We start from the raw sequence: 24,141 nt of genomic DNA, 5'->3' as shown, positions 1-24,141 counted from the left end.
GGTTCCGGCCTAGTCCGTGAAGCCGTGGTGGGTGATCTCCAGGACCTCCGTGGCCACGCCCGGGTTGTCCGGGCTGAGCGACGGCCCCTGCCAGCTGACCGGCAGCACGTCGATCAGGCCCCACCGGGCGACCTCCGAGCCGTCCGCCCGCAGCGCCGCGATCTGGGCGGTCGGCCGGGTCACGCCGGTGGTCACCGAGGAGATCCACTTGGCGACCTTGGCGGTGTCCGGGGTGAGCGGGCGGGTCAGCCGGATGTTGGAGAACGTGACGCGGGAGGGCAGCGCCCAGACGAAGCCGTTGTTCCCGCCCTCCTGGCGGTGCTCGATCTCCACCTGGGACGAGAGCCCCTCGCACCCGTTGAAGTAACCGAGGCTCTCGCCGTCGATGGTCAGGGTGAAGAAGATCGTGGAGCCCGGGTCGAGATCGGAGGGCATCGGAGCCGCCTGGCCTTTCTGGGAGAGGGGGAGGGGTGGGGGACTGGGGCCGGGGTGGAGGGGCCGGGGTGGAGGGGCGGGGGCGCGGTGATTCGGGTGACCGCCGGGTCAGCGGCGGGGGTCGCGGAGTCTGCCGATTCGTTCGCGGTCGAGTCGGAGTTCGGTGCGCAGGAGTCGGGTGATGCGACCGGTCAGACGGTGCGTCAGCTCGTCGAGCTGGAAGTCGGTGAGGGCGCGGGGGTCGAACGGCCGGTGCGGCTCGCCGCACTTGGGACATGCGGAGTGCGGGTCGCCGCCAGGAGGGGGCGGGGGAGCCTTCGGGGGGGTGGGTGCCGCGGTGGCGGCGGCCGGGAGGGCGGGGGCGACGGCGGTACGCCGCTGGATCGTGGGGGGCTGGGGCTGGGGCTGGGGCTGGGGTCGAGCCTGGCGGGTGGGGCGCGCGGGGGTGGCGGAGTGAACGGGCGGGAGTGGTGCGGCGGGGAGATGGGCTCCCGGGAGGAGCGGTGCGGCGTTCGGGAGGAGCGGTGCGGCGTTCGGGAGAGGGAGTGCGGGAGCGGCTGCTGCGGTTGCGGGTGTGGGGTACGGGCGGGCCACGGGACGGCCTGCGGGTGCGCCGGGTGTGGGGCGGCGCAGTGGTACGGGTGCGGTGGCCGCGCGGCGCTGTACGACGGAGGGGGAGGGGGAGGGGGATACCGGGGATGTGCCGGTTGTCGTCGTGGGGCGGACCGCGCGGGTGACGGAGCTGGTGGGGGAGCTGGTGCGGGAAGTGCTGGTGGTCGGTGTCGCCGGGGCGGGCAGCGGCAGCGGCAGTGCGGTGGACGCCGGCAGCGGGGTTGGGGCGACCGGGGCGGCGGAGGTGGGCGGCGGGAGGAGTGAGGTCGTGGGTGTTGCCGCGGTGCGTTGTACGACGGCGGGCGTGGCGGTCGGGGCCGTCGTCGTACGGGGGGCATCGGCCTTGGGCGCGACGGGGGCGGCGGCGCTCGGTGCGGCGAGCGGCTTGGCGTCGGCGGGGCGGGTGGAGAGGGGACTGCCCAGCACGGGGCGCGCGGGCGCGGGGCGGGAGGGCGGCGCGGGAGGCGTCGGTGCTGCGGCGCGCTGTACGGGGGCGCCGAGGGGGGTGGAGCGCTGGAGCGGGGGGAGCGGCTCCGTCCGTGAACTCGGGGTACTGGACGCGGGAGTGGTCGTACGGGGTGACGGCGCCGTGGCGTTGGGGGGTGTCGTCGGGCGCGGTCGGTCCGGGGGGAGGTTCGTGGGGGCGCCGAGGCCTGCGCGACGTCGGGGGGTGGGCGTGACGGAGGAGGACGGGGACGCTGCACCGGTACGGGGAGCGGGGGAGTCGGCTGCCGGGCGCACGGGTATCGCCGGACCGGTGTACGTCGGCGACGAACCGCTTGCGGCCACGGGCCGGGCGGGGCCGGCCGGGGCGGGCGGGGTGTTCGAGACGCGTGGCGTCGCCGCGGGCTCCCCGGCGGGGGGCGAAGTGCGGCCACCCACACTTGAGGCTGAACCCGAGTGGGGGCCCGGGGCGGCGGCCAGGTCCGAGGTCGAGCCGACTGCCGTTGCCGTCCGTTGCACGGCGGGGGACGACATACGGCCGACGTCGTTCGGGGCCGAGCTGGATGCCGAGCCCGGGGCCGAGCCCGGGGCCGAGCTGGATGTCGAGCCCGGGGCCGAGCCCGAGGTCGAACGGGGGGCCGAGGCGGATGCTGAGCTGGGGCCTGGGCCTGGGCCTGGGCCCGTGGTCGAGGCCCGACCGCTGTCGCTCGGGGCGGGGGCTGAGCTGGGGCCGGTGGTCGAGGTCGGTGTCGTCGCCGTGCGTTGGACGACGGGGGACGACGTCCGGCCGCTGTTGCCCGGGGCCGGGGTGGGGCCGGAACTGCGGGTGGCCGACGACCCGGTGTGGGTGTCGGCGGGGGTGGGGCGTCTGCTCGCGGCGCGGGGTGTGGCCGCGCTGGGCGGGTGCGCTGCGTTGGGCGCGACCGGCGTTGGTGACGGGCTGCCGCTCGGGGGCGACGAAGCCGTACGCCCCGTGACAGCGCGCTGCACGCTGTGCCCGACAGTCGCTGCAGGGGATCCGGCAAGGCTTACGGGCGGAACCGTCGCCGCCGACGACGCCCCCGGAGACGGCGAACTTCCCGACACGGCAGAAGAGGCATCCATGGTCGCCGGGGTCGCCGGGGAGGGCCGGACGGATCCGGTCGGCGCGGCGGGCGTGGCACCGCGCGCCGCCGAGGGACCGACGTCACCCGAGCCCGGCACCGCACGCCGTACTCGGACCGGGTCCGGACTGGGCGCCGTCGGACGGGAGTTGCCGGGCACGTCCTCCGCACGACGGGGTACTGCCCGCTGGAGTCGAACCGGCTGCTGAGCGGAGGGGGAGGTCGGGCCGCCCTCCGCCGGGCGGGAGTTGCCCGGGGTGGGGGCGTCGTGGCGGGGTCTCGCCCGCTGGAGTCCGACCCGTTGCTCAGCGGAGGGGGAGGTCGGGTTGGCCTCTGCTGGGCGGGAGGTGGTCGGGATGGACGCCTCGTGCGGGGGTATCGCCCGCTGGAGTCCGACCGGCTGCTGAGGAGCCGGGGAGATCGGGTTGGCCTCTGCTGTAGGGGAGTTGGCCAGGGTGGAAGCGGCGTGGCCGGGTATCGCTCGCTGGACGCCGACCGGCTGCCGTGCGGAGGGGGAGGTCGGGCTGCCTTCCGCTGTCCGGGAGTCGGTCGGCGTGGAGGTCTCGTGACGGGTTACCGTCCGCTGGAGTCCGACCGGTTGGTGAGTGGTCGGTGCGGAGACCTCGTGCTGGGGCGTCGCCGCCCGCTGCAGCGCCACCGGCTGTCCGCCGGCCGGCGGGGTCGGGGCCGCAGGGGTCGGGGCCGTCCTTGCCGCTGCCGGCCCCGCGACGGCGGCCGAGGGGGCCGGTCGCGGGCCCGGCGCGGGTTCCTCGCCGGTCGTCGGGCCTGCGCCGTCGGTGTCCGTGCCCCGGCCGGAGGCCTGCGCGGAACCGGTGCCGGGGGACGTCGACGCGGGTGCGGGCGTCGGCCGGGCAGGCAGCGTACGGCGCTGGACCGGTGCTGACGAGGACCTGGTCAACGGCGTCGGGGCCGATGTCGTCGCCGGGCCTGCCGGGGACACCCGGATGCCCCGCGCCGGGAGGGCGGCAGCGGGGGTGGGAGCGACCGGCGCCGTCGGTTGTGCCGACACCACGGGCACCGCCGGCCTTCCCGGGGGAACCGCGGCCGCCGGAGCCGCCGGACCTGCCGGAGTGGTCGGAACCCTCGCCGCGGTCGGAGTCGCCGGAACCCTCGCCGCAGTCGGGTACGCGGGTGCCGGCCGGCCGGACGGCACCGGTGCCCCGGTTGGAGGCGTCGTGCGCTGTAGGGGCGTCGGCCGGGGCGGCGCAGCCACCCGCTCGGGTTGCTCGACCGGTGTCGCCGTCGCCAGGCTGCTCATCAGGCCGCCCGGCCGCGCGTCCAGTACCGCGGGGGAGCGGGTGGCGGTGAAGGAGGGGTTCTGCCAGGTGGCCAGTCGGCCGCCGAAGCCGGCGTCGGCGACACCCGACGTACCCCCGGCCGCCGTCCGCTGGATGGGCGGAAGCGACGGCCAGGCGGCTGTCACGACGCGCGGTGCCGGTGCCGGTACTGACGTCGATGCCGGCGTCGGCGTCGGTGTCGTGTCGACCGCGCCGCCCGCCGCAGCCGACGGCGTACCCGAGCCGTCCCCGCGACCCTCACGATCCCGGCGATCCCCGCGTCCGCCCCGCAACCGTTGTAGGAACCCCATGGCTCAGCCCTCCGCCCGGCCCCTGGTCACCAGGGACGCGATCTGGTCGGCGTAACGGCGCCGGTCGTGGTGTTCCAGGTCCAGGATGTCGTCCTGGCTCCAGTGGAAGTGGTAGGCGACGTACGCGATCTCCTCGTGCAGCCGGTCGGTCGCGTACGTCACGATTCCCCCAGGCGGCTCCCGCCGAGTTCCACCTCGAAGGGCTCCGAGCAGTGGGGGCACTGCACCGAGGCGCGGGTGTGCCCCTCGGCGTTGATCTGGCGGTAGAAGTCCTGAAGGAACGCCAGGTCGGAGGCGAACATGTTCTCCACCACCCCGTCGTGGACGAGTGGGAGCGTGCCGAGGCGGGTGATGACCCGGCCGAGCAGGACCACCGAAAGGTAGGCGGGGTTCTCCTGGACGCGGATGTCCCGCAGCGGGACGAGTTCGTCCCGCGCCGTCGCGAGGCGCATCACGCCGTCGCGGTGGACCGTGCCCGCCTCGTCGACGTAGCCGCGCGGCAGCTCGAAGGGGAACTCCGTCTGCAGTCGCTGCTGCTGCACCGGGGCCGGCATCGGCGCGGGCGTGGGCGCCGCCGGCAGGAGCAGGGCGGCGGCCTCCTGAGGCTGCGCCCCGACGACCGTCTGCGCTCCCGCGTCCGCTCCCGCCACCGGCCCCCGTACAGCCGTACGCCGCATTACTCGATGACCAGTTCTTCGAACGTGATCGTCACGGTCTCGGTCAGCGCGGAGGCCTCGCCCGCCTTCACCGAGCTGGTGTCGATCTTGCTGCACCAGGCGTTGCGCATGTTGTACCGCTTGACCGGGTTGTTCTGGTAGTCCATCACCATGATCGTGGCGTTCTTGCGGGCGGTGCCCATGACGCCGTTGATCGACTCCGTGATCCACTGGTTGAACGCCGCGGACTGGGTCATGCCGCGCACGACCGTGCAGGTGCCCGCCTTCTTCACGCCGGGCAGCTTCTTGGTGACGGGCTTGCCCTGCGCGGAGACCTGCTGGTACTCGATGACGTCCTGTTCGAGGCTGAGGCCGCTGACCTCGGCGAGGTACTCGACCATCACGCCGTCGATCTGCAGGCCGAAATTGTGTGAAGTAAGGGCGTCACCCGGCTGGAGACTCATCTTCGGTTCCTTCTAAGGGAGTTGACTGCGGTCTGCGGTCTGCGGTCTGCGGTCTGCGGTCTGCGGAAGTGGAGGGGCGCGGCGCGGCGCGGCGCGGCGCCGTGCGCCTACTCCTCCAGCTCGCCGCTTCCGCTCTGGAACTGGGCCAGCCGGAAGATCACGAACTCGGCCGGTTTGACCGGCGCGATGCCGATCTCGCAGACCACCCGACCGAGGTCGACCGACTCCGGCGGGTTGGACTCCTCGTCGCACTTGACGTAGTACGCCTCCTCCGGGCGGGCGCCGAACAGAGCACCCGAACGCCACTCGTTCACGAGGAACGCGGAGACGTTGCGCCGGATCCGGGCCCACAGGGCGTGGTCGTTCGGCTCGAACACCACCCACTGGGTGCCGATCAGGATCGACTCCTCCAGGTAGTTGAAGTACCGGCGGACGTTCAGGTAGCGCCAGGCCGGGTCGGAGGACAGGGTGCGGGCGCCCCAGATGCGGATGCCCCGGCCCGGGAACGCCCGGATGCAGTTCACGCCGATCGGGTTGAGGAGGTCCTGCTCGCCGCGGGTGATCTGGATCTCCAGGTCCACCGCGCCGCGCACGACCTCGTTGGCGGGAGCCTTGTGGACGCCGCGCTCGGAGTCGTTGCGGGCCCACACGCCGGCCACGTGACCGCTCGGCGGGATCAGCCGGGCCTGGCCGGACGCCGGGTCGAAGGACTTGATCCACGGGTAGTACAGGGCCGCGTACTTGGAGTCGTAGCCGGCCGTCTCCTGGCGCCAGACCCGGATCTGACGGGCATTCAGGCCCGGCGGCGGGTCGATGATCGCCACGCGGTCGCCCATCAGCTCGCAGTGCGCGATCAGGCCGAGCTGGACGGCCTTGACCTGCTCCAGGTCGATCGCGCCGCGCTGGTAGGCGGCCATCAGGTCGGGCACCGCGACCATGGACACCTCGTCGACGGCCTCCAGGCCGCCGAAGCCGGTGCGGTCGGAGCTGTCGCCCAGGTACTGGGCCGGGCCGGCCGTGGCCGCTTCCTCCGACGGCACGGCGGGCGCGGCGGACGCCGGGGCCGACGGCAGCGCGACCGTCTGGTTCTCCGGGCGGGCCAGCTGCGCCGCCGGCGCGGCCTCGGTCACGGTGATGAGCTTGGAGCGCTCCTTGACCTGCGTGACGACGTAGGAGCGGTTGCCCTTCTTCGCCGACACGTCGAACGTCTCGACGGCCTTGTCGCCGTCCTTGACGATCAGCTTGAAGCGCTCGGCGGGGCCCTCGCCCTCCGCGTCCGCGACCTCGACGCTCAGGTTGCCGGGCGCCACGGCCGTCACGGCGAACGTGCCGAGCTGCCGGGGCTCGCCGGCCGGCAGCGCGGCGGGGGCGGCGGAACCGGTCACGGCCGCCGGGGACTTGGCGTCCCCGCCCGCGCCCGCCGGGGAACCGCCGACACGGACGACGTAGGCGGCGGAACCGCCGTTGTTGAAGAACCCGTAGACGGAGTGCGCCAGGTAGTAGCCGTCGGTGAAGTCACCGAACGCCGCCACGTACTGGGTCCAGTTGGTCACCAGGGTCGGCTCGTTGAGCGGGCCGGTCGGGGCGAGCCCGACGAAGGCCGCCACCGAGGTGCCCACCCCCTCGATCGGGCGGGAGCCGCTGGCCACCTCCTCGACGTATACGCCGGGCGACAGGTAGGACGGCATGCTGTGCTCTCCTCGGGGTACGCGTCAGGACGTCTTTCACCGTCACGCGCGAAGCGCGTCCGTCGAAACGGCCCCGGGTGCACGTCTGGGGGCACGGTTGGTGTCCTTGGGGGCAACCCTGCCTGGCCGTACCCCGGTGGGCGGCTTCCTCAGTCGGTCGGTCCACGCTCCTCAGGCGCGTCGCCGGGTGGCTGTTCGACGACGAAGGACCCCTTGCCGCGGACAGTGACGATCAGCCCGCGCTCGCGGAGTTCCTGTGCGGCCCGCCGTGCCGTCAGTCGCGCTACGCCGTACTCGTCAGCGAGGTGGTTCTCCGAGGGGATGGGCCTGTCCGGAGCCAGTTCCCCAGACGCGATCTTCTTGGCGATGACGTCGGCCAACTGTGCGTAGAGCGGTCTCGCGCTCATCGGATCAAGGATGGCTTCCGACTCTTCTGCATCGCTCATATGTCCAACGTAGAGCGATAGCGACCTGCACGATCGTGTGGATCCCTCTGTACTTGTATGTAGAGGTCTGTATCTCGGTGTAGCTTCGAAACAGAACAAGACCCCGGCGAGGTGGCTAGACCTCCCGGGGCATGGCCAACGCTGCTCAAGGAGCGTCGACATGCACGACCTTATCCGCCGCGCCCTCGAATGGGTGCGCCTTCTCTTCGCGCCCGGCACAGGCAAACGGCGCCGTACCCACCGTCACCCCCGCCTCTGCCTTCACATCACCGCCGTACGTCACCACCCCACCCCCCTGCCCCCGCAGCTCCCCCTCCACCGCTCGCCGTACGGCCTCGTCACCCCCCTCGACGGCACCGACTCCCTCCTCGTGCGCCCCTACCTCGCCGCGCACGACCGGGAAGCCGCGCTCCAGCAGCGTCGCCGTCTCGCCCTCGTCCTCGCCGCCGACTTCGGGATCGACCTCGACCAGCACATCGTGGGCGCGCAGGAGGTGGCTGCCTGATGGAATACATGAACGGCGTGAACGGCGTGACCACCCCCCGACTCCTGCCCTGGCCGTCCCCCGAGGGCAAACCCTGCTACCTGGTGACCGAGGACAAGGGCAGCCGCCTCTCCCGTCTCGCCGACGACCTGGAGGCCGTCCAGCTCGCCACCGGCAGCGCCGTGCTCGGCCTCGCACGCCAGGTGCTGGACGACTCCGCGTCGCCGTACACCGAGGTCCGCTACGCCGGCATCCGGCTCGCCGAGTGCCTGACCGACGCCCTGCGCGTCGCCGAGTCCCGCGGCATGCGCTTGGCCGTAGCGGACACCGAGGATGCCGTAGAGAACGAAGGCGGACGATGACCTCGGAAACGCGCTCGCTCTGGAGCTCGTAGCTCGTTCATACCGCCAGGGACCGAAGTTCACGACGAGGTGTATCTCACCTCTTGGTTCGTGGCGGGAACCTTCCGTGCGGCGTAGGAGGTGCGCAACATGGCCTCGCTGCCGGAGCGCACTGCTCTCAGAGGCACTCAGGAAAGCAGGGCCGCGTCGAGGTACTCCCTGGGGCACCCAAGCGAGATCGGCCAGATTCTCGATGCCAGCGACATGGGCGGTGCGGCCCGGAACCTGGCAGGCCGTGTACGACATCAGCCGGGCGGTCTTCGGTTGACCCCGCTCGCGGAGCAGTTGCACAGCCGTCACGGTCAGGCCGTCTCCTCCTGAGGATCCCGTACGGCCGCATCCTCGTCCGACTCGACCTCACCCAGTTGGAGGCCGGCTGGGCCCGCCGCCACGTGCGGCCCGGATACGGGCATCCGGGTCGTACGGGGGGCGGGCCGCGTGTTTCGCCGGTGTCAGAGTGGTCGTGGCCAGTGGGTTAGCCGATGGCCTGGTAGCCGGTAAAGGCTTCGGATGCCACGGTGACCTGCTCTGTTCCGCTGGCGGTTATGCCACGGAAGGCTCGGATCCTGCCGGAGTTCGGCGTCATGGCCCAAAGGTCGAGTTTGCCGTCGTTGTCGGCATCGGGTGCGGCTGTGAAGGTGGGCACGGTGCTGGTGCTCCAGTTGGTGCCGATCGTTGTGCGGTTGGTGACGCCGATGTCGTAGCCGTTGTCGTCTTGCACGCCGTGGAAGACCCAGAGTCCTCCGACGTCGGGGCGGTCGTATCGGACGACGAGGTCGGCTTGGCCGTCGTTGTTCCAGTCTCCGGGTGCGGCCAGGGTGATCTCGTTGATCTTTGAGGTTCCTGTGGCGAGGGGGTCTTCGGGGCCGCCCAGGAGGACCGGGTCGCGGTCGCTGTCGAGGCGGTCGTCGCTGTTGCCGTAGTAGAGCCAGACGAAGGTGCCGTCGTTGACGACGAGGTCGGGGTAGCCGGGGGTGTCCGGGGTGCCGTCGGCGTCGATGTCCAGCGGTCCGTCGACGTCGCCTACGGCGAGGATCTGCTTGACGCCGTTGCTCCAGTGGTTGTTGGCATCGTCGTAGACGGTGAGTTCGCGCTGGTCCTTGCCTGTGCCGGGGCAGTCGGTGCAGGCGAAGCCGGAGCCGTCGTTGGGATGGATCCGCAGCCGGTTCGTGTCTGTGGTGGCGTCGTGTTCGAGGGAGATGAGGTCCTCGTAGCCGTCGCCGGTCCAGTCACCTCGTCGGGTGATCTTGGTGCCGGTCCAGTTCCCCGTGGCGGCGGCCTCGGCACCTTGTGTCAGGGTTCCGTCGCCGGCGCCGTAGAAGCGGTTGAGGGTGCCGTCCTTGGCGATGCCGTACAGGTCACTGTTGCCGTCGCCGTTGACGTCTCCGGCCTTGTCGGCTGTCTTGAGACCGTTGGCGTAGAAGGGGTAGTCGGCGGTGTCCGACTTGTTGCCGGCCCTGTCCAGGCTGCGGGCGTAAAGGTGGTTGGTCCCGGCGTTGGTCGGTGTGAACGTGACGTTGACGTTGCCACCGGCGCTGCCGGGTGTGGCGGTGCGTACGGTGGGGTCGGTGTCCGTCCAGTACTCGTACTTGGTGACGTCGGTGATGCCTGCGCCGGAAAGGGTGAAGGTTCCCTTGGTGCGCACGCTGCCGGTCACGGCGGGCCAGCCGTCGCTGCCGTCGGGAAATTCCGTGGAGGTCACCCCGGGCGGGTTGGAGGGGCGGGTGGAGTCGAAGCCGAACCCGCAGGTGGTGGTGGGAGTCCAGGCCGAGTAGGCCGCGCCGTCGTAGGCGCGGACTTTCCAGACGAAGGTGCCGTGCGCGACGGTCTCCTTCGCGGCCAGTGTGGCCTTGGGGACGCGGGCTCTGGCGACGGTGCCGGAGGTGACGGACACGGTCTGGTCGAAGATCTCGGAGCCGCTGGAGAGGTTGTTGCTGCCCCACAGGCGGAATTCGGCCTTGACGGTGCCGCCGTCGGCGTCGGAGACCTTGGCGGTCAGATAGACGTCGGTGTTACCGATCACGGAGTACGGCGCAGCAGTGTCACAGCCGCCGACGCTGGGGGAGGTGTCGAGGCCGGTGGGGGCGTTGGGGACGGTGTTGTACTCGGTGGAGAGCACGGCCGACTTGGCGTCGAACTTCTTCCAGCCGTACACGTCGGACTCGTTGGAGGCCGCGAGTTCGAAGGTGATGGTGCTCCACTTGCCCGCTGCGGCGTCCTGGGCTCCCCCGGTCACGTTGAAGGCGAGGTTGCCGGCCGGGCAGCTGGAGCTCCAGCCCTTGGCATCGGTGACGGTGGCCATCTTCTCCTGCCGGGCGGGGCGGTTGTTCCACGTGGTGGAGGAGGTGATGGCGGAGGTGCGCCACAGCTCGACGGGCTTGGCGGTGCAGGACCAGGACCAGGTGTTCTTGATCCGGAACGTGGACTTGGTGACCTGCTTGTTGGTGCTCCACAGGTTCTTGGTGTTCATGCGGAAATAGGAGCGGGCCAGGCCGTTGGTCTCGTTCTCGTAGCCTGCACGGGCGGTGGTGGTGCCGCCGTTGAAGCCCGCGCCGTTGTAGTAGGCGGTGGTGGGGGTCTTCTTGTAGGCGATGGTCCAGGAGTAGCGCGACCCTTCGACGTAGGGGTCGATGTACACCGGGTAGGTGGTGTCCTGGCCAGTCATGACATCCGCGTCGGGCGTGAGCTTGAGCTCATGGGCGGTGACGGCGACGGGTACGGCCGCCTGCTGGGCGCCAGGCCCGGGCTCGAACTCATCGGTGGTTTGCGGTCCGGACGAGGATTCCTGCGCCGTGTGGGCCAGTGTCTGTGTGCTGGCTTGGGTGGTGGAGCTGTCCCACATGCGGGGGGTCGGCGCGGTGAAAACCTCCTGCCCTGCCGGGTTGGTCACTCGCAGGTTGCCGTGATCGTCCGCGGCTGCGGTCAGACCTGCGGTGCTCAACGGCAGGCTGATCGTAGCGAGCGCCGGGTCGTCGGCGGCCGCCGCGCTCTTGACCACCAGAAGTTCGTTGAAACCGGCTGAGTTCGCTTTGAGCTTGAGGTCGACGTCGTTCAGCACGTTCGCGTATGTGATCGTGTCTCCGTCGACGACGGGCTTGGGCAGCGGCTTGGGCCAGCCGATCGACAGGCTCCGGCCGTCCCGGGTCACGGTCGCCAGCGGGCCCTCGCCCCCGCCGGAGAACTTGACCCCGACTTCGGTGGCGGCGGGGGAGAAAGTTCCGTCCGCATTCGCCTTGAGGGCGGTGTCGATCGGCACCAGTTTGCGGTCCTTGCGCACGAACTGGGCCAGCGCATAGGTGTCCTGGGTGAAGGAGCCGTCCGGATTGGCGAAGACCTGCACTGTTTCCGTCCGGTGGGCGATCACCTCCACCGGTTCGCCCGACGTGACGGCCTTCGCCAGCGCGCGGGATTCCGCTGTGCTCTGAGCAGTCGTAGCTGCGCCGACGGACGCGGCGGAAGCACGGTCCGCGGTCTGGGTGGCCAGCAGCGAGGCGGCGAGTGCCAGTGCGGCGGCGACTGCCGCGGTTGCGGGCCGTTGCCCGCCGATGCGGCGTCTACGACGCCGTTGATGCAAGGTCGGCATTTATTTCCTCTCGCGAATTAGATGTCCTGCTGTGTGGCAAATTTCTCGGCCAGCCTGGGGCGCAATGGTTCTACGCGAATCCCGGACCACCCGCAATGTCGAATTTCTGGAGGAATTAATTCCGCTTTCTGTCGTCCCCGACGCGTATGCCATTGATAATCAGCCAATCATCGAGCAGATCTTTTTTATCGACCTCGGACATTGATACCTTCCGTTCGATCTTCATGCAGGCGGGCTTCCGGCGGGGGGAATTGTGTCCGGTTTACGAGTGAAAGGGACGAGACGTCCCGGCCGTACGGTGACGAGACATGCGAAATGGGTCCGCCGGATCGCCGTGTCTTTGGTCGCCTATCTGACGGTCGGCCTGCTGGGCGGCCCGGTGGCCGAAGCGGCAGAGCTGTCGCTGGCCAAGCTGACGAACCCGCACCCGGTACCTGTCGCATCGGCAGAGCAGCACCGGATCTCCCGTCCGGATGAGACGGCTGCCCACCGCTGGAAGGCGGTGCCGAAGCCGTCCTGGCCCAAGCCGGCCACCGCCACGGTCACTGTCCCGGCAGAGGGCAGCACGAAGACCGAGGCGGGCACTCTTCCACTGAGCGTCAGCTCCCCCCAGAGCAAGGCCGACGAGAAGACCCGTGCAACTGCCCCGGTGCAACGCAGGGTCCAAGTACAGGTGTTGGACCAGACGGCGGCCAAGGCCGCAGGCGTGACGGGCGTGCTGCTGGCGGTACGCCCGCTGCAGAGCGGCAAAGGCACGCTTGATGTCACCCTCGACTACTCCGGCTTTCAGAACGCCTACGGCGGCGACTGGGCCTCGCGGCTGACGCTGCACCGTCTGCCGCCGTGCGCGCTGACCACACCCAAGGCCGAAGGCTGCCGCACATCGGCTGTTCTGCAGAGCGACAACGACGTCAAGGCCGCGACGCTGTCGGCCGCCGTCCCCATCGACGCCGCGGCTGAGGACACGCCGTCCACTGTGCCGGTGACGAAAGCACCTGCCGCGACGCCCTCAGCCAGCGGCCTGGCAGCGAGTGACGGCACGGTCCTCCTGGCCGCCACCGCCGCCGCCTCGGGCGCATCCGGTGACTTCAAGGCCACCCCACTCGCCCCGTCAGCGTCCTGGACGGCAGGCGGCTCCAGCGGCGGCTTCTCCTGGAACTACGGCATCGACACCCCGGACGTGCCCGGCGGTGTCGTGCCTGACCTGAGCCTGTCCTACAGCTCCCAGTCCGTGGACGGCCGTACTGCGGCGACGAACAACCAGGCCAACTGGATCGGCGACGGCTGGTCCATGGAGCCCGGCTCCATCGAGCGCCGCTATGTGTCCTGCTCCGACGACACCAAGGACAGCAACGGTACAGACAAGAGCGGGGACCTGTGCTGGAAGAAGGACAACGCGGTCCTCAACCTCAACGGTCAGTCCAACGTTCTCGTCAAGGACGACACCAACGGTGAGTGGCACCTGGAGAGCGACGACGGCACCAAGATCGTCAAGCTTGCCAGCAGCGACCGCGGCAACGGCGACGACAACGGCGAGTACTGGCGCGTGACCACCCCGGACGGCACCCAGTACTACTTCGGCTACAACCGTCTGCCGGGCTGGGCCGACGGCAAGGCCGAGACGAACTCCACCTGGTCCGTCCCAGTGTTCGGTAACCAGACCGACGAGCCGTGCCATGCCAGCGCGTTCAAGGACTCCTGGTGCCGGCAGGCATGGCGGTGGAACCTCGACTACGTCGTGGACCCGCACTCCGACGCCATGGCCTACTACTGGAACAAGGAGACCAACTACTACGGCCGCAACGTCAATCCGGACACCAGCGCCTCCACCGCCACCGCCTACGACCGAGGCGGCTACCTGGATCACATCGAATACGGGCTGCGGTCCGACTCCGTCTACAGCCAGAAGGCCGCGGCCAGAGTCGACTTCGCCGTTGCCGAGCGCTGCCTGGGCGGCTGCGACGCTTTCGACAAGGACCACGCCAAGAACTGGCCCGACGTACCGTTCGATCGATCCTGCAAGTCGGGCGAGGAGTGCAAGGACCGCTACTCGCCCTCGTTCTGGACCCGCAAACGCCTTATCAAGATCGACACTTCCGTGCTGACCGGAGGCGCCTACAAGAGCGTCGACACGTGGACGCTGGCGCACCAGTTTCCGTCCACCGGCGACGGCACGGATCCGGCACTGTGGCTGGCCTCCATCACCCGCACCGGGCACACCGGTACCGGTGACGCGTCTCTGCCCGCGGTCACCTTCAAGGGTCAGCAGCTCGCCAACCGCGTGGACGGCGCTACCACGGGCGGCAAGCCGGACCCTGTGCCGCCGCTGGTGCGCTACCGCGTCTACGGCATCGACACCGAAACCGGCTCCACCATCGGCGTCACCTACTCGGCACCGGACTGCAAGGCCGGCGACGTTCCCACGCCCTCCTCCAACAACCGCCGCTGCTATCCGGTGATGTGGTCGCCGCCGGACGCACCGGCCGCCGACTACGAGCCGTACCTGGACTGGTTCCACACCTATGTGGCCACCCAGGTTCTCGAGGCCGACAACACCGGCGGAGCACCGGCGAAGGAGACCGACTACGCCTACCTGGGCGGCATGGCCTGGGGCAAGGACGAAGACGAATTCACCAAGGCCAAGTACCTCACCTACGGCGACCGCAAGGGATACGGCCGCGTCCAGGTCCGCATCGGTGCTCCGGCCACGGATAAGCAGACGCTGAGCGAATATCGCTACTTCCGCGGGATCGACGGCGCTGGCGTCGCCGACCACTCGGGCGTCGAGATCACCGACCACACCGCGTTCGCCGGAATGACCCGCGAGGAAGCCGCGTACGACGGGGACGGCGGAAAGCTGCAGAAAACCACCAGCTACACCCCCTGGCACTCCGCAGCCACCTCCACGATGACCCGCACCGGCCTGTCCGCCCTCAAGGCATACGCCACGGGAACCCAGGCAGAGGAAGCCCGCACCGCCGTCGGCGACACCTGGGACACCACCCGCATCGTGCGCACCTTCGACGACTACGGACTGGTCAAGACCGAGTCCGAACTAGGCGACACGGCCAAGACCGGTGACGAGGAGTGCACCACTACTGCGTACGCCCGCAACGAGGGCAAGAACATCCTCACGCTGGCCAAGGAGGTCCGGACGGTCGCGGTGGCCTGCGGCACAACGCCGCAGTTGCCCGCCGACCTGATCTCGATCGAGCGGCACTACTACGACAAGGCCGTCAGCCTGGACACGGCCCCGTCCAAGGGCGACGTGACCCGCCTGGAGGAGCAGGATGACAAGGGCACTGGCTACCTGACCACCGCCACCCACACCTACGACATCCACGGCCGTGAGCTGACCGAGACGGACGCGGAAGACAACACGACCACCACCGCGTACACGCCTCTCACGATCGGGGCCCCCACCTCGATGACCGTGACCACAGCACTGGACCAGACCACGAAGACCGAGTACGACCCGGCCCGAGGCGTGCCCACGGCGGTGATCGACGCCAACGGCAGGCGCACCGACGCGACCTACGACGGTCTGGGCCGCACGCTGCAGGTGTGGAAACCCGGCTGGGCCAAGACCGACCACCCGGCCCAGCCCTCGGCCGAGTACAGCTACACCATCTCCAAGACCGTAGCCAACGCCGTGTCGACGAAGTCACTGCAATACGACGGCTCGTACGCCACCAGTCACCAGCTCTATGACGGCCTGCTGCGCGCACGCGAGACCCAGGCCCCGGCCATCGGCACCTCGAACCGGATCGTGACCGAGACCCTGTACGACACCCGCGGCTGGGCGTGGAAGACCTACGCCGCCTACTACGCCGACGGCGCGCCCGCCAAGAGCCTGAAATCAGCAGCCGACAACGAGGTGCCGGCGATGATGGAGAACGTCTACGACGGCGCGGGCCGCGTCACCGACGCGATCGCACGCAAGTACGGCGACGAGCAGTACCGCACCAAGACCGTCCACGACGGTGACCGCACCACGGTCATCCCACCCAAGGGCGGCACAGCCACCACGGTGATCACCGATGCCCGGGGCCGCACGACCGACCGCCTCGAATACAGCGACGTGGCCCGTACCTCCTCGCAGAAGACTCACTACACCTACGGCAAGTGGGACGAGCCGCTGACCGTCACCGACCCGGCGGGCAACATCTGGTCGTACACCTTCGACGCCCGTGGTCAGGAGACCGACGTCGACGACCCCGACAAGGGCAAGAGCCACACCGGCTACGACAAGCTCGGTCGCCCCGTCACGGTCACAGACGCCCGCGGCATCACCCTGACCACCGACTACGACGCCCTCGGCCGCCAGATCGCGCTGAAGAAGGGCAGCACACTGCTGGCGAAGTGGACCTACGACACCGTCGCCAAGGGCCAGCTTTCCAGCAGCATCCGCTACATCGACGGCAAGCAGTACGTCTCCGCCGTCGACTCCTACAACGACGCCTACCAGCCCACCTCCAGCACGATGACCATCCCTGCCGAAGCGGGCGCCCTGGCCGGCACATACACCTGGACCTACGGCTACAACGCCTACACCGGCCAGCAGGAATGGATCAAACACCCGGCCGTCGGCAACCTGCCCAGCGAGCGCCAGACCACCGTCTACGGCGAGGGCAACCTCCCGCAGAAGACCACCGCCGGCCCCGTCACCCTCGTCAACGCCACCAGCCACGACGTCTTCTCCCGCCCCGTGCGCACCGAATACGGCACTCTGGGGAAGAAGGTCTACAAAAGTCAGGCCTACGACGAGTTCACAGGCCGCCTGGCGCGACAGACCACCGACCGTGATCTCGCCCCACAGCGCATCGACGACGTGACCTACGCCTACGACGACGCGGGCAACGTCACCGGCCTCACCACTGCCAGCGGCCAGGACTCCAGCAAGACGGTCGACATCCAGTGCTTCACCAACGACGCCCTGGACCGTCTGACTGAGGCATGGACCGCGAAGGCCGACTGCACCGCCCAGCCTTCCGCCACCACCGTGGGCGGCCCCGACGCCTACTGGCAGTCCTTCACATACGACCCGGTCGGCAACCGCATCGGACGGACCGACCACGGCACCGGAGCACTGGCCGGCGCGGACGCCACCACCACCTACACCCACAATGACCCCAAGACCGACCTGCCGCACGCCGTGCGGACCGCCACCGTCCGCGGCGGTTCCGACGACGGACAGAAGAGCAGCTTCGACTACGACGCCGCGGGTAACACCACCAAGCGCACCACCGGCGCCACCACCCAGGACCTCACCTGGGACGACGAAGGACACCTCGCCACCCTCACCGAGGCCGGCAAGGCCACCAGCTACCAGTACGACGCCGACGGCAACCGCCTGATCGCCAAGGACGCCGACGGCACCCAGACCCTCACCCTGCCCGGCAACAACGAGTTGAAGATCAAGGCTGACGGAACCAAGGAGGGAATCCGCTACTACACCCACGGAGGGGAAACCGTCGCCGTCCGCACCAGCAGCGGCTTCTCCTTCCTCCTTCCCGACCAGCAGGGCACCGCCATGGCCGCCGTCGCCATGACCACCCTCACCGTCACCCGCCGCAAGCAACTCCCCTTCGGCCAACTGCGCTCCGCCCAGACCGAAACCATCCCCGGCACCCGCGGCTACGTCGGAGGCACGACCGACCCCACGGGCCTGGTCCACCTCGGCGCCCGCGAATACGATCCTGAACTCGGCCGCTTCCTCTCCGTCGACCCCGTCATCAATGTGGACAACCCGGGCCAGATGAACGCCTACAGCTACGCCCACAACGACCCCGTCACCAACTCCGACCCCACCGGCGAGTGCGCAGGGCCCGACTGCCCGACCCGCAACTGCCCCTACTGCCTCAACTACACCCCAGGCGACAAAAGCGGGGCCAGGAAGGCAATGAGGGACCGCCCGGGCTCGGGCAGCACCCCCAACAACACCAAGGCATACGCCAGGAAGTACGCCAAGCAGTACAAAGCCGATGTAGCCGCCGCAGGCCACTACAACCCCCAGGCAGCAGCAGCACGAGCCAAAGCCGAGGCCGCCGCAAAGGCCAAAGCCCAGGCCATCGAACGAGCCAAAGCAGCCCAAGCCGAACGCCGTAAGAAGGACGGGATCTTTGGCAGCATTATGAAGGGCCACTTCGGCGATGCCTGGCAGAAGACAAAGGACAAAGCTTCAGACAAGCACTGGTTGATTGACAAGGGAGTGGGATTCATTGCTGCGACAGGCACGGGCTTTTGTATCGTTTCCGTGTACTGCGGTGCCGCCCTCCTCACCGTCGGAGCAGCTGCTCTATTTGCTGGCGGACTAACGGCACATTATGCCGTTTCGTCGAATGCAGAGCGACGCGATGGAATGTCGAACTACCTCGCAAGTACAGCCAAGGCGGAGGGCGTAGGAATACTCTCCGGAGCCTTGTGCGGAAGAGGTCCGGGGGGTTGCTTTGCTTTTGGATCCAAAGCCGGACTCCCACTTCAAGGCACTGCACGCGCCGCCCTACCACGCGCAGCAACAAGTCAAATCGGAAGAACTTTGAAGGACTGGATGTTCTGATATTTTCCGCGGTTTCCGCGCTCCTCTGGGCAACGGGGAGCGCGGTCTCCGATATAGGAGGACGTCTCGGACAAGATAAATCCGAGATCTGACAAGATCGAAACAGTTGAGGATGCCATGCCTGAACGTTCATACCCGCGCGTGATGAAAGGGTGGAGCAATCCTCCGATCTCATGCCCGGATGGGAAGTGGGTATCCCAACATGAGGCTGCCCAACTACTGGGGATCTCCGTGGTCCGGGTAGGATGGAGAATTGTTTGCGGTTATTTGACCCCTGCCGAAAACAGTCGGGGCGAGGCCGGAGTCACGCGGGCGAGTGTTTACAGGGACCGAGAGTGGCTCGCGTCGGCCTCACTGGGGGCCAAGGCTTTCAGGATATTCAAAGGACTGGTGCGCTGGTTCTGAGCCTAGATTCACCGCGTGACGATCGGCCTGTGGATGGAGAAATAGGCGCGATCCACTACATCGACGTCGCCCACCCCGGATACTTCACCGTCGACCCCACGCAGGCGCGAAAAAAGGACGCTGTTTAATTACTTCGCTCCGTTACTCCTCAGAACAGTAAGTATCAGATCCAACTCATCCGGCATCACGGCAATGAGAACAGCACCTTCGGAAGAGGTGCACTCAATTACCCTGGACCTACCGTTGATCTTCATAGCTTCGCGCAACGAAGGTGAACGCAGGCCTACTTGCCGCAACCCTGCCGGAAGTGATATTGCTGCACCGGCCCTGGTGCGGGGCTTCCAGGCCATCGTGGTGGGGCCGATCAACATCCGCCCTCGCAGCCACCGGCCTTCAAGTGAGGGATGCCTGAGCAGGCAGGGAACATTGATCGCATTTCCCTGAGCGACGCTGTCTGCGCGCTGCTTCACCTTCCGGCGCAACAACCAGGCCGTCACCCCGGCCGCTATAAGAAGACCCACTAGTTCGATCACTGGAGCATTCAAGCAGCGCTCAACCCAAATGCCCACCCCCTCCTCAACGACCGGCTCCTGCCAGCAACTCAGCTTCCGGCCCGCTACCGCCCCTGCTCACCGCGTTTCGCTCCCTGCCCTCTGACGCCCAAGGCCTGGTCCGGTACGGCGTGGTGGAGCGGGAGGCCGTCGACCACACAGCCGCCCTGGTCGGCATGACAGCGCAGGACGTCACATACGGAACGGCCCCCCGCCCTGGCTCAAACCGCTCTCCGCCTGCGCCTCGCCACCTCCGACGATCCGCGCTGCGCGGGCTTCCGCCGGCCGATCGAGGAGTCGCCCCGTCCGCGGGGCGCGCGAAACAGCCTCGATCTGGACGCCCATCGCCCGTACTGCGCGACCTCTCCTACGAGGAGCAGCGGACATTGCGTGACGTTTCGCGCGGGGCGCTGGCAGAGGGGACCAGCTGCGGGGTGGGGGGAGAGCCTGACCCTTTACGCCGCGTTCAGTTCGCACCACACCAACTTGCCTCGATGCCCCATGCGGGACAGCGGCTGCCAGTGCCAGTCGTCGGAACAGTCCCGCACCAGGGCCATGCCCCGGCCGCTCTCGGCGTCGCCGAGTTCCTCCAACCCACTTGGCGGTTCCGGTGGTTCGGGGTCGGCGTCCCAGGCCCCGATCTGCAGGACGCCGTCCCGGAAACGGATGCGCAGGCATCCCGGCCCCTTGGTGTGCAGGACGGCGTTGGACATCAACTCCGAGGCGAGCAGCTCCGCCGTGTCGGCAAGGTGGCCGAGTCCGTGCAGGGTGAGGATCAGGCGGAGGGTGCGGCGACAGACGGTGACGGCGCCGGGGTCTTGGGGGATGTAGAGGGAGTACTCCCAGGGTTCGGACATACGTCAACTCCGGGTGGGCGTTGGGTCGTCGAGGGCGCGGTGGCAGTGCCGCAGCCGTCATCGCAGGACGGGGCGGTGCGCTTCCGCGGCGTGAACGTTGCGTCACTGACGGTAGACTTAACTTTTTAGGTTTCACAAGCGGAGCGCGTAATCTGACCCCGAACGAGTCGCGCCCACAGGCGCATTGAGAGGGGCACGCAATGGCATTGCGGCAGGACCCGACGGCACGTCAGATGCGCTTGGCGACCGAATTGCGCCGGCTCCGGGAGGCGGCAGGGCTGACATCCCGGGAAGCGGCAGCACTGCTCGGAGTCAATGGCTCGCAAATCAGCCAGATCGAAGCCGGTCTCACAGGCGTGAGCGAGAAGCGACTACGTCGCATGGCAGCCCAGTACGTGTGCGTTGACGAGGCGCTCGTCGACGCCTTGGTCGCATGGGCGACGGATCGAACGCGCGGCTGGTGGGAGGAATACCGGGGACTGCTGCCCACGCCGTTCCTGGACCTCTCGGAACTGGAGCACCACGCTGTCTCCGTACGGGAGGTCCAGTTCCTGTTCGTCCCCGGCCCGCTCCAGACAGCGGACTACGCTCGCACGGTCTTCGCCGATCGGATTCCTGAACTTCCCGCAGAGGAACTGGAGTTGCGCGTCCATCACCGCCTGGCACGCAAAGTGATACTCGAAGGCCCCGATCCGACCTCCTACGAGGCGATCATCCACGAGGCGGCGCTTCGCATCATGGTCAGCGACCGCTCTGCGTCACGAGCCCAGCTCGGGCATCTACTCGAACTCTCCGAAGCAGCCCACATCACCGTGCACGTCATCCCGTTCGAGCTTGAGGGATTCACCGGCGCCGCAAATGCCATGACGTATACCGAGGGTCCGGTGCCGAAGCTGGACACCGTGGTACGCGATGGCCCCCAAGGTGCGGCCTTCATCGACTCCGAAGCCCAACTCAACGCATTTCGAACGCTCTTCCGTAAAGTAGAGGGCGTGTCGCTTGAGGCCGAGCGGTCCCGCGACTTCATCCACAAACTGGCGAAGGAGCTGTGAGGCATCCCATGGGCACCCCCGACAACTGGCGGAAGTCGTCTCACTCGGGGCCCGGCGACGGCGACTCCTGCGTCGAACTCGCCTCCACCCCCACCACCCTCCACCTCCGCGAATCCGACGACCCCACCACCGTCCTCACCACCACCCACACCCCCCTCACTCACCTCCTCCACGCCATACGCGTCGGCTCCCTGTGAAGGAATACGACGCGGCCGACATCCGCATCATCGAGTTCGACGAGCACGTGCGCCAAAATCCCGGCATGTACTTCGAGGTGGGACGGAGCAGCCCGGAACTGGCTACCCGGGTACTGTGCGCGGTGCTGAGGCACGCGCTGCATCCGGCGACGCGGGTCGGACCGGCGCATACCCTGCGGGCCGAGGCGGCGATCTGCGGTGATCTCGCCTTCTGGGTTGCCGATGACCAGGCGGACGCCCTGGACCCGCGGGGGCGGCCACGCCTCGGCTACTACGGCTCACTGCTCGGTCCCGACCGATGGCTCAGCTTGGCAGCGGGGGCGGTGAGTTCCCGCACGGTGGTCGAGGTCCGCAGGGAGGGAGTCGGCTTCCGTCAGCAACTGGCCGGTGGCCGACCGGTCGGCGATCCCGAACAGTTCACGCCGCCGTCCGGTACGGGAACACGTGTGGCGTTCGAACTGGACGAGACCTATGTCGGACCCCACTCCGTCATCACCCCCGACCTGAGCTCACTGGACCTGCACGGGCCCCTGTGCGACGAGCCCGACGGACCGGGCTGCGTCGTCCTCCGTGACATGCGTGTTCACGCAGACTCGGCCGTGCACCGCTATCGATAAAGGAGTTGGCCGTTGCTACCTGCGCCGGGACAATTCCCGTGGGCTGGGGTGGGACGGGGGAGGACGCTTGGCCGTATTCGTGTGTGCTCAATGCGACGCCTTGTTGACCGCCCCCGTGTCGCAGATCGCGCTTCCTGTCCATGCCCATCACTCGCTCTGGGAAGAACTGCTCCCCCCGCTCATGGAGCCGGGGACATACGCCGTCGACCCGGAGCCTTCGGGACCGCCTTGGCGGCCGTGCAGCGAGATCAGTGCCGCCGAGGCGGAAGCCCGCGGTGTGTTCGCGCCCGCCCATCACCACCTCTCCTTCGGCGCGCCGGGACAGATCGTCGTCACGCCGGGCGACACCCGCGGCATGCGACTGATCCCCGAGCGCTGCGACGGCTACTGCCGAGGGGTGGACGGGAGGGACGGCCCGAACCTGGCGTGTGTGCACTGCGGGGAAGCGGTCGCCACTCGCGTCGACGACTGCTCGGTCTGGCAGGCCGTGTGGCTCGCCCCGGACGCCGTACGACGCCTCCCCGTCGCCGGCCCCGCTGACCGGGCGGTCGGCTGGGCGGCCCTGGTGGAGGAGCGGCCCAGCACACCGCCGGTCGAGCAGCTCGGGTGGTGGAGCCCGAAGTGGGAGGCGGCAGTCGGCGCGGCGCTGGCCCATGTGGTGGCGGCTTCGGCCGGTTGCGCCGTGACCGTCCCCGGCGGCCTCCTCGCGGACACGTTCGGCCGCGCACTCGACGCACTGCTCCCGCCGGGGCCGTCGGCGAAGACACTGGACTTGGCCGGACCCGGCCTGCCTGCCCACGGCTCCTCCCCCGACATCGCTCTCGTGCCGCGCCATCCGCAGACGGGGGAGGCCTGGCAGCCGTCCGGCGACTCGGCCGTCGTGCCCTTGGACGTCGACGTGTGGATGCATCTGGCCTTCCCGCCCGCACCGTTGCCGATCCCGGTCACGGGCGGGATGCCCGACGGCGTCTTCCGCGACGATCCGCTGCCGCTGCGTCCTCACTACCGGTTCCGGCCGGACGCGTATCTGTTCCTGCACACGCTCGCGCGGCTGCCCGCCGTTCGTGAACCGTGGCTGCGCGAGATCTTCGACCGTGTGAACGGCCGCCCGTAGCTCCATCCGTTCTAGGGCGTGGCCCCGCCGTCCACTGTCCTCATCGTGGAAACCCGTTGGCTGGATTTCTCGCGGTGACTACTCTGGGCCGGCCCTCTGACCAGCAGAGCCGCTGGGCCAGTCACGTCGTCCGTTCGTGAGGAGCCCCGTGGCACACTCCCCCGCTGCGACCGCCGTCCCGTCCCGGCTCGCCGATGTTCCCGTTCTGTTGGTCGCTGTCGTGTGGGGGTCCAGTTATCTCGCGGCGAAGGGGGTCACGACCTCCGGGACCGTGCTGGCCGTGCTGGTGCTGCGGTTCGGCGTGGTGTTGCCGGTGCTGGTCGTGGCGGGGTGGCGGCGGCTGCGGGCGTTGAGCGGCACGCAGGTGCGTGGGGCCGGGGGGTTGGGGGTGATCCTGGCCGGGATCTTCGTGCTGGAGTCGTACGGGGTTGTGCACACCTCCGCGACCAACGCCGGGCTGATCATCAGTCTGACCATGGTGTTCACGCCGGTTGGTCCGGGGCGTGCGGCTGCCGGGCGCGTTCCTGGCGGCGGCCGGGCTGTCGGTGCTCGGCGTGGCGCATGTAGGCATCGAAATTCATCGTCGCCTCCGAAGTGGTGGGTCTTTGTTGATTGAGGGGTGGGTGCCAGTAACCTGCCCCTCGGCATGTCGATCTTGGATGTGAATTCATGGGTGGATATTCTGCCTTCTTTGTGGGTGTGGTCGTCGGGCTTCTGGTGGCTGCGATATTCGTGGAAAGGGGAGAGAAGCGCGACATCAAGGTCATGGCGACTCTTCGGGTGGTCATGATGATCAGTGCCCTGATTGCGCTCGGAGTGGCCATCTTCACCTGACCGTGTGGTGAGGTGGACGAAGCGTGGGTC

Annotated in this window: 18 protein-coding genes and 1 pseudogene; 10 read left to right on the top strand and 9 right to left on the bottom strand. The window is 68.8% G+C overall.

Annotated features, from left to right (window positions below; translation table 11 throughout):
- Window positions 1-9 precede the first annotated feature (9 nt).
- Both ACIBTS_RS23995 and ACIBTS_RS23990 read right to left on the bottom strand, forming a co-directional pair.
- Window positions 10-435 carry a phage tail protein gene (locus ACIBTS_RS23995; RefSeq protein ID WP_079661046.1) on the bottom strand — a complete coding sequence of 142 codons (426 nt, stop codon included), beginning with the start codon at window positions 433-435 and terminating at the stop codon, window positions 10-12.
- Between the two features lie 108 nt (window positions 436-543).
- The gene (locus ACIBTS_RS23990) at window positions 544-1,473 is read right to left on the bottom strand and encodes an extensin (protein ID WP_399321983.1); all 930 of its coding nucleotides are present in this window, start codon (window positions 1,471-1,473) and stop codon (window positions 544-546) included.
- A 700-nt stretch (window positions 1,474-2,173) separates the two neighbouring features.
- On the opposite strand from ACIBTS_RS23990, the gene ACIBTS_RS23985 reads away from it, so the two are divergent.
- Window positions 2,174-2,803, top strand: coding sequence for a hypothetical protein (locus ACIBTS_RS23985; RefSeq protein ID WP_399321982.1), 630 nt, complete (start codon window positions 2,174-2,176; stop codon window positions 2,801-2,803).
- Between the two features lie 1,403 nt (window positions 2,804-4,206).
- Here the strand turns inward: ACIBTS_RS23985 and ACIBTS_RS23980 are convergent.
- From ACIBTS_RS23980 to ACIBTS_RS23960, 5 genes are all read right to left on the bottom strand, one after another.
- Entirely contained in the window at window positions 4,207-4,365 is a 159-nt protein-coding gene (locus ACIBTS_RS23980) for a DUF6760 family protein (protein ID WP_099936383.1), read from the bottom strand.
- Window positions 4,362-4,880, bottom strand: coding sequence for a hypothetical protein (locus ACIBTS_RS23975; protein WP_399321981.1), 519 nt, complete (start codon window positions 4,878-4,880; stop codon window positions 4,362-4,364). Before ACIBTS_RS23975 ends, ACIBTS_RS23980 begins: the two co-directional genes overlap by 4 nt.
- The gene (locus ACIBTS_RS23970) at window positions 4,880-5,323 is read right to left on the bottom strand and encodes a phage tail protein (RefSeq protein WP_020132887.1); all 444 of its coding nucleotides are present in this window, start codon (window positions 5,321-5,323) and stop codon (window positions 4,880-4,882) included. The genes ACIBTS_RS23975 and ACIBTS_RS23970 overlap by 1 nt, the downstream gene beginning before the upstream one ends.
- A 107-nt stretch (window positions 5,324-5,430) precedes the next feature.
- Window positions 5,431-7,011, bottom strand: coding sequence for a phage tail sheath subtilisin-like domain-containing protein (locus ACIBTS_RS23965; protein ID WP_399321979.1), 1,581 nt, complete (start codon window positions 7,009-7,011; stop codon window positions 5,431-5,433).
- Between the two features lie 149 nt (window positions 7,012-7,160).
- The gene (locus tag ACIBTS_RS23960; protein ID WP_399321978.1) at window positions 7,161-7,418 is read right to left on the bottom strand and encodes a GntR family transcriptional regulator; all 258 of its coding nucleotides are present in this window, start codon (window positions 7,416-7,418) and stop codon (window positions 7,161-7,163) included.
- 199 nt (window positions 7,419-7,617) lie between these two features.
- On the opposite strand from ACIBTS_RS23960, the gene ACIBTS_RS23955 reads away from it, so the two are divergent.
- Together ACIBTS_RS23955 and ACIBTS_RS23950 are read left to right on the top strand one after the other, a co-directional pair.
- Complete coding sequence (locus tag ACIBTS_RS23955; protein WP_399321976.1) at window positions 7,618-7,962, top strand: hypothetical protein; 345 nt, start codon at window positions 7,618-7,620, stop codon at window positions 7,960-7,962.
- Window positions 7,962-8,303, top strand: coding sequence for a hypothetical protein (locus ACIBTS_RS23950; RefSeq protein WP_399321974.1), 342 nt, complete (start codon window positions 7,962-7,964; stop codon window positions 8,301-8,303). Before ACIBTS_RS23955 ends, ACIBTS_RS23950 begins: the two co-directional genes overlap by 1 nt.
- A 514-nt stretch (window positions 8,304-8,817) precedes the next feature.
- On the opposite strand, the gene ACIBTS_RS23945 is transcribed toward ACIBTS_RS23950, so the two are convergent.
- Window positions 8,818-11,925: an FG-GAP-like repeat-containing protein gene (locus ACIBTS_RS23945; RefSeq protein WP_399321973.1), complete on the bottom strand. Its 3,108-nt coding sequence runs from the start codon at window positions 11,923-11,925 to the stop codon at window positions 8,818-8,820.
- 298 nt (window positions 11,926-12,223) lie between these two features.
- On the opposite strand from ACIBTS_RS23945, the gene ACIBTS_RS23940 reads away from it, so the two are divergent.
- On the top strand, window positions 12,224-18,484 hold the full coding sequence (locus ACIBTS_RS23940) for an RHS repeat domain-containing protein (RefSeq protein WP_399321971.1): 6,261 nt from the start codon (window positions 12,224-12,226) through the stop codon (window positions 18,482-18,484).
- A 1,411-nt stretch (window positions 18,485-19,895) separates the two neighbouring features.
- On the opposite strand, the gene ACIBTS_RS23935 is transcribed toward ACIBTS_RS23940, so the two are convergent.
- Window positions 19,896-20,297 (bottom strand): ATP-binding protein, encoded by a 402-nt coding sequence (locus tag ACIBTS_RS23935; RefSeq protein WP_399321970.1) that lies wholly within the window; start codon window positions 20,295-20,297, stop codon window positions 19,896-19,898.
- Between the two features lie 200 nt (window positions 20,298-20,497).
- Here ACIBTS_RS23935 and ACIBTS_RS23930 point away from each other — a divergent pair, with 200 nt between their 5' ends.
- The 6 genes and pseudogenes from ACIBTS_RS23930 (at window position 20,498) to ACIBTS_RS23905 (ending at window position 24,111) form a co-directional block, all read left to right on the top strand.
- Window positions 20,498-21,349 (top strand): helix-turn-helix domain-containing protein, encoded by an 852-nt coding sequence (locus tag ACIBTS_RS23930; protein WP_399321968.1) that lies wholly within the window; start codon window positions 20,498-20,500, stop codon window positions 21,347-21,349.
- An 8-nt stretch (window positions 21,350-21,357) separates the two neighbouring features.
- A complete protein-coding gene (locus ACIBTS_RS23925; RefSeq protein WP_399321967.1) occupies window positions 21,358-21,546 on the top strand; it encodes a DUF397 domain-containing protein in 189 nt (62 codons plus the stop codon).
- A complete protein-coding gene (locus ACIBTS_RS23920) occupies window positions 21,543-22,163 on the top strand; it encodes a hypothetical protein (RefSeq protein WP_399321965.1) in 621 nt (206 codons plus the stop codon). The genes ACIBTS_RS23925 and ACIBTS_RS23920 overlap by 4 nt, the downstream gene beginning before the upstream one ends.
- Window positions 22,164-22,266: 103 nt before the next feature.
- Window positions 22,267-23,277 carry a hypothetical protein gene (locus ACIBTS_RS23915; protein ID WP_399321963.1) on the top strand — a complete coding sequence of 337 codons (1,011 nt, stop codon included), beginning with the start codon at window positions 22,267-22,269 and terminating at the stop codon, window positions 23,275-23,277.
- Window positions 23,278-23,413: 136 nt separating this feature from the next.
- Window positions 23,414-23,834, top strand: a pseudogene (locus ACIBTS_RS23910) (EamA family transporter); the annotation flags it as partial.
- 112 nt (window positions 23,835-23,946) lie between these two features.
- The gene (locus tag ACIBTS_RS23905; RefSeq protein WP_399321962.1) at window positions 23,947-24,111 is read left to right on the top strand and encodes a hypothetical protein; all 165 of its coding nucleotides are present in this window, start codon (window positions 23,947-23,949) and stop codon (window positions 24,109-24,111) included.
- Window positions 24,112-24,141 lie beyond the last annotated feature (30 nt).

This window comes from Streptomyces sp. NPDC050121 (assembly GCF_044460385.1).
In the GTDB taxonomy this organism is placed as follows: Bacteria; Actinomycetota; Actinomycetes; order Streptomycetales; family Streptomycetaceae; genus Streptomyces; species Streptomyces soliscabiei.
This window is presented reverse-complemented; position numbering and strand designations above follow the sequence as displayed.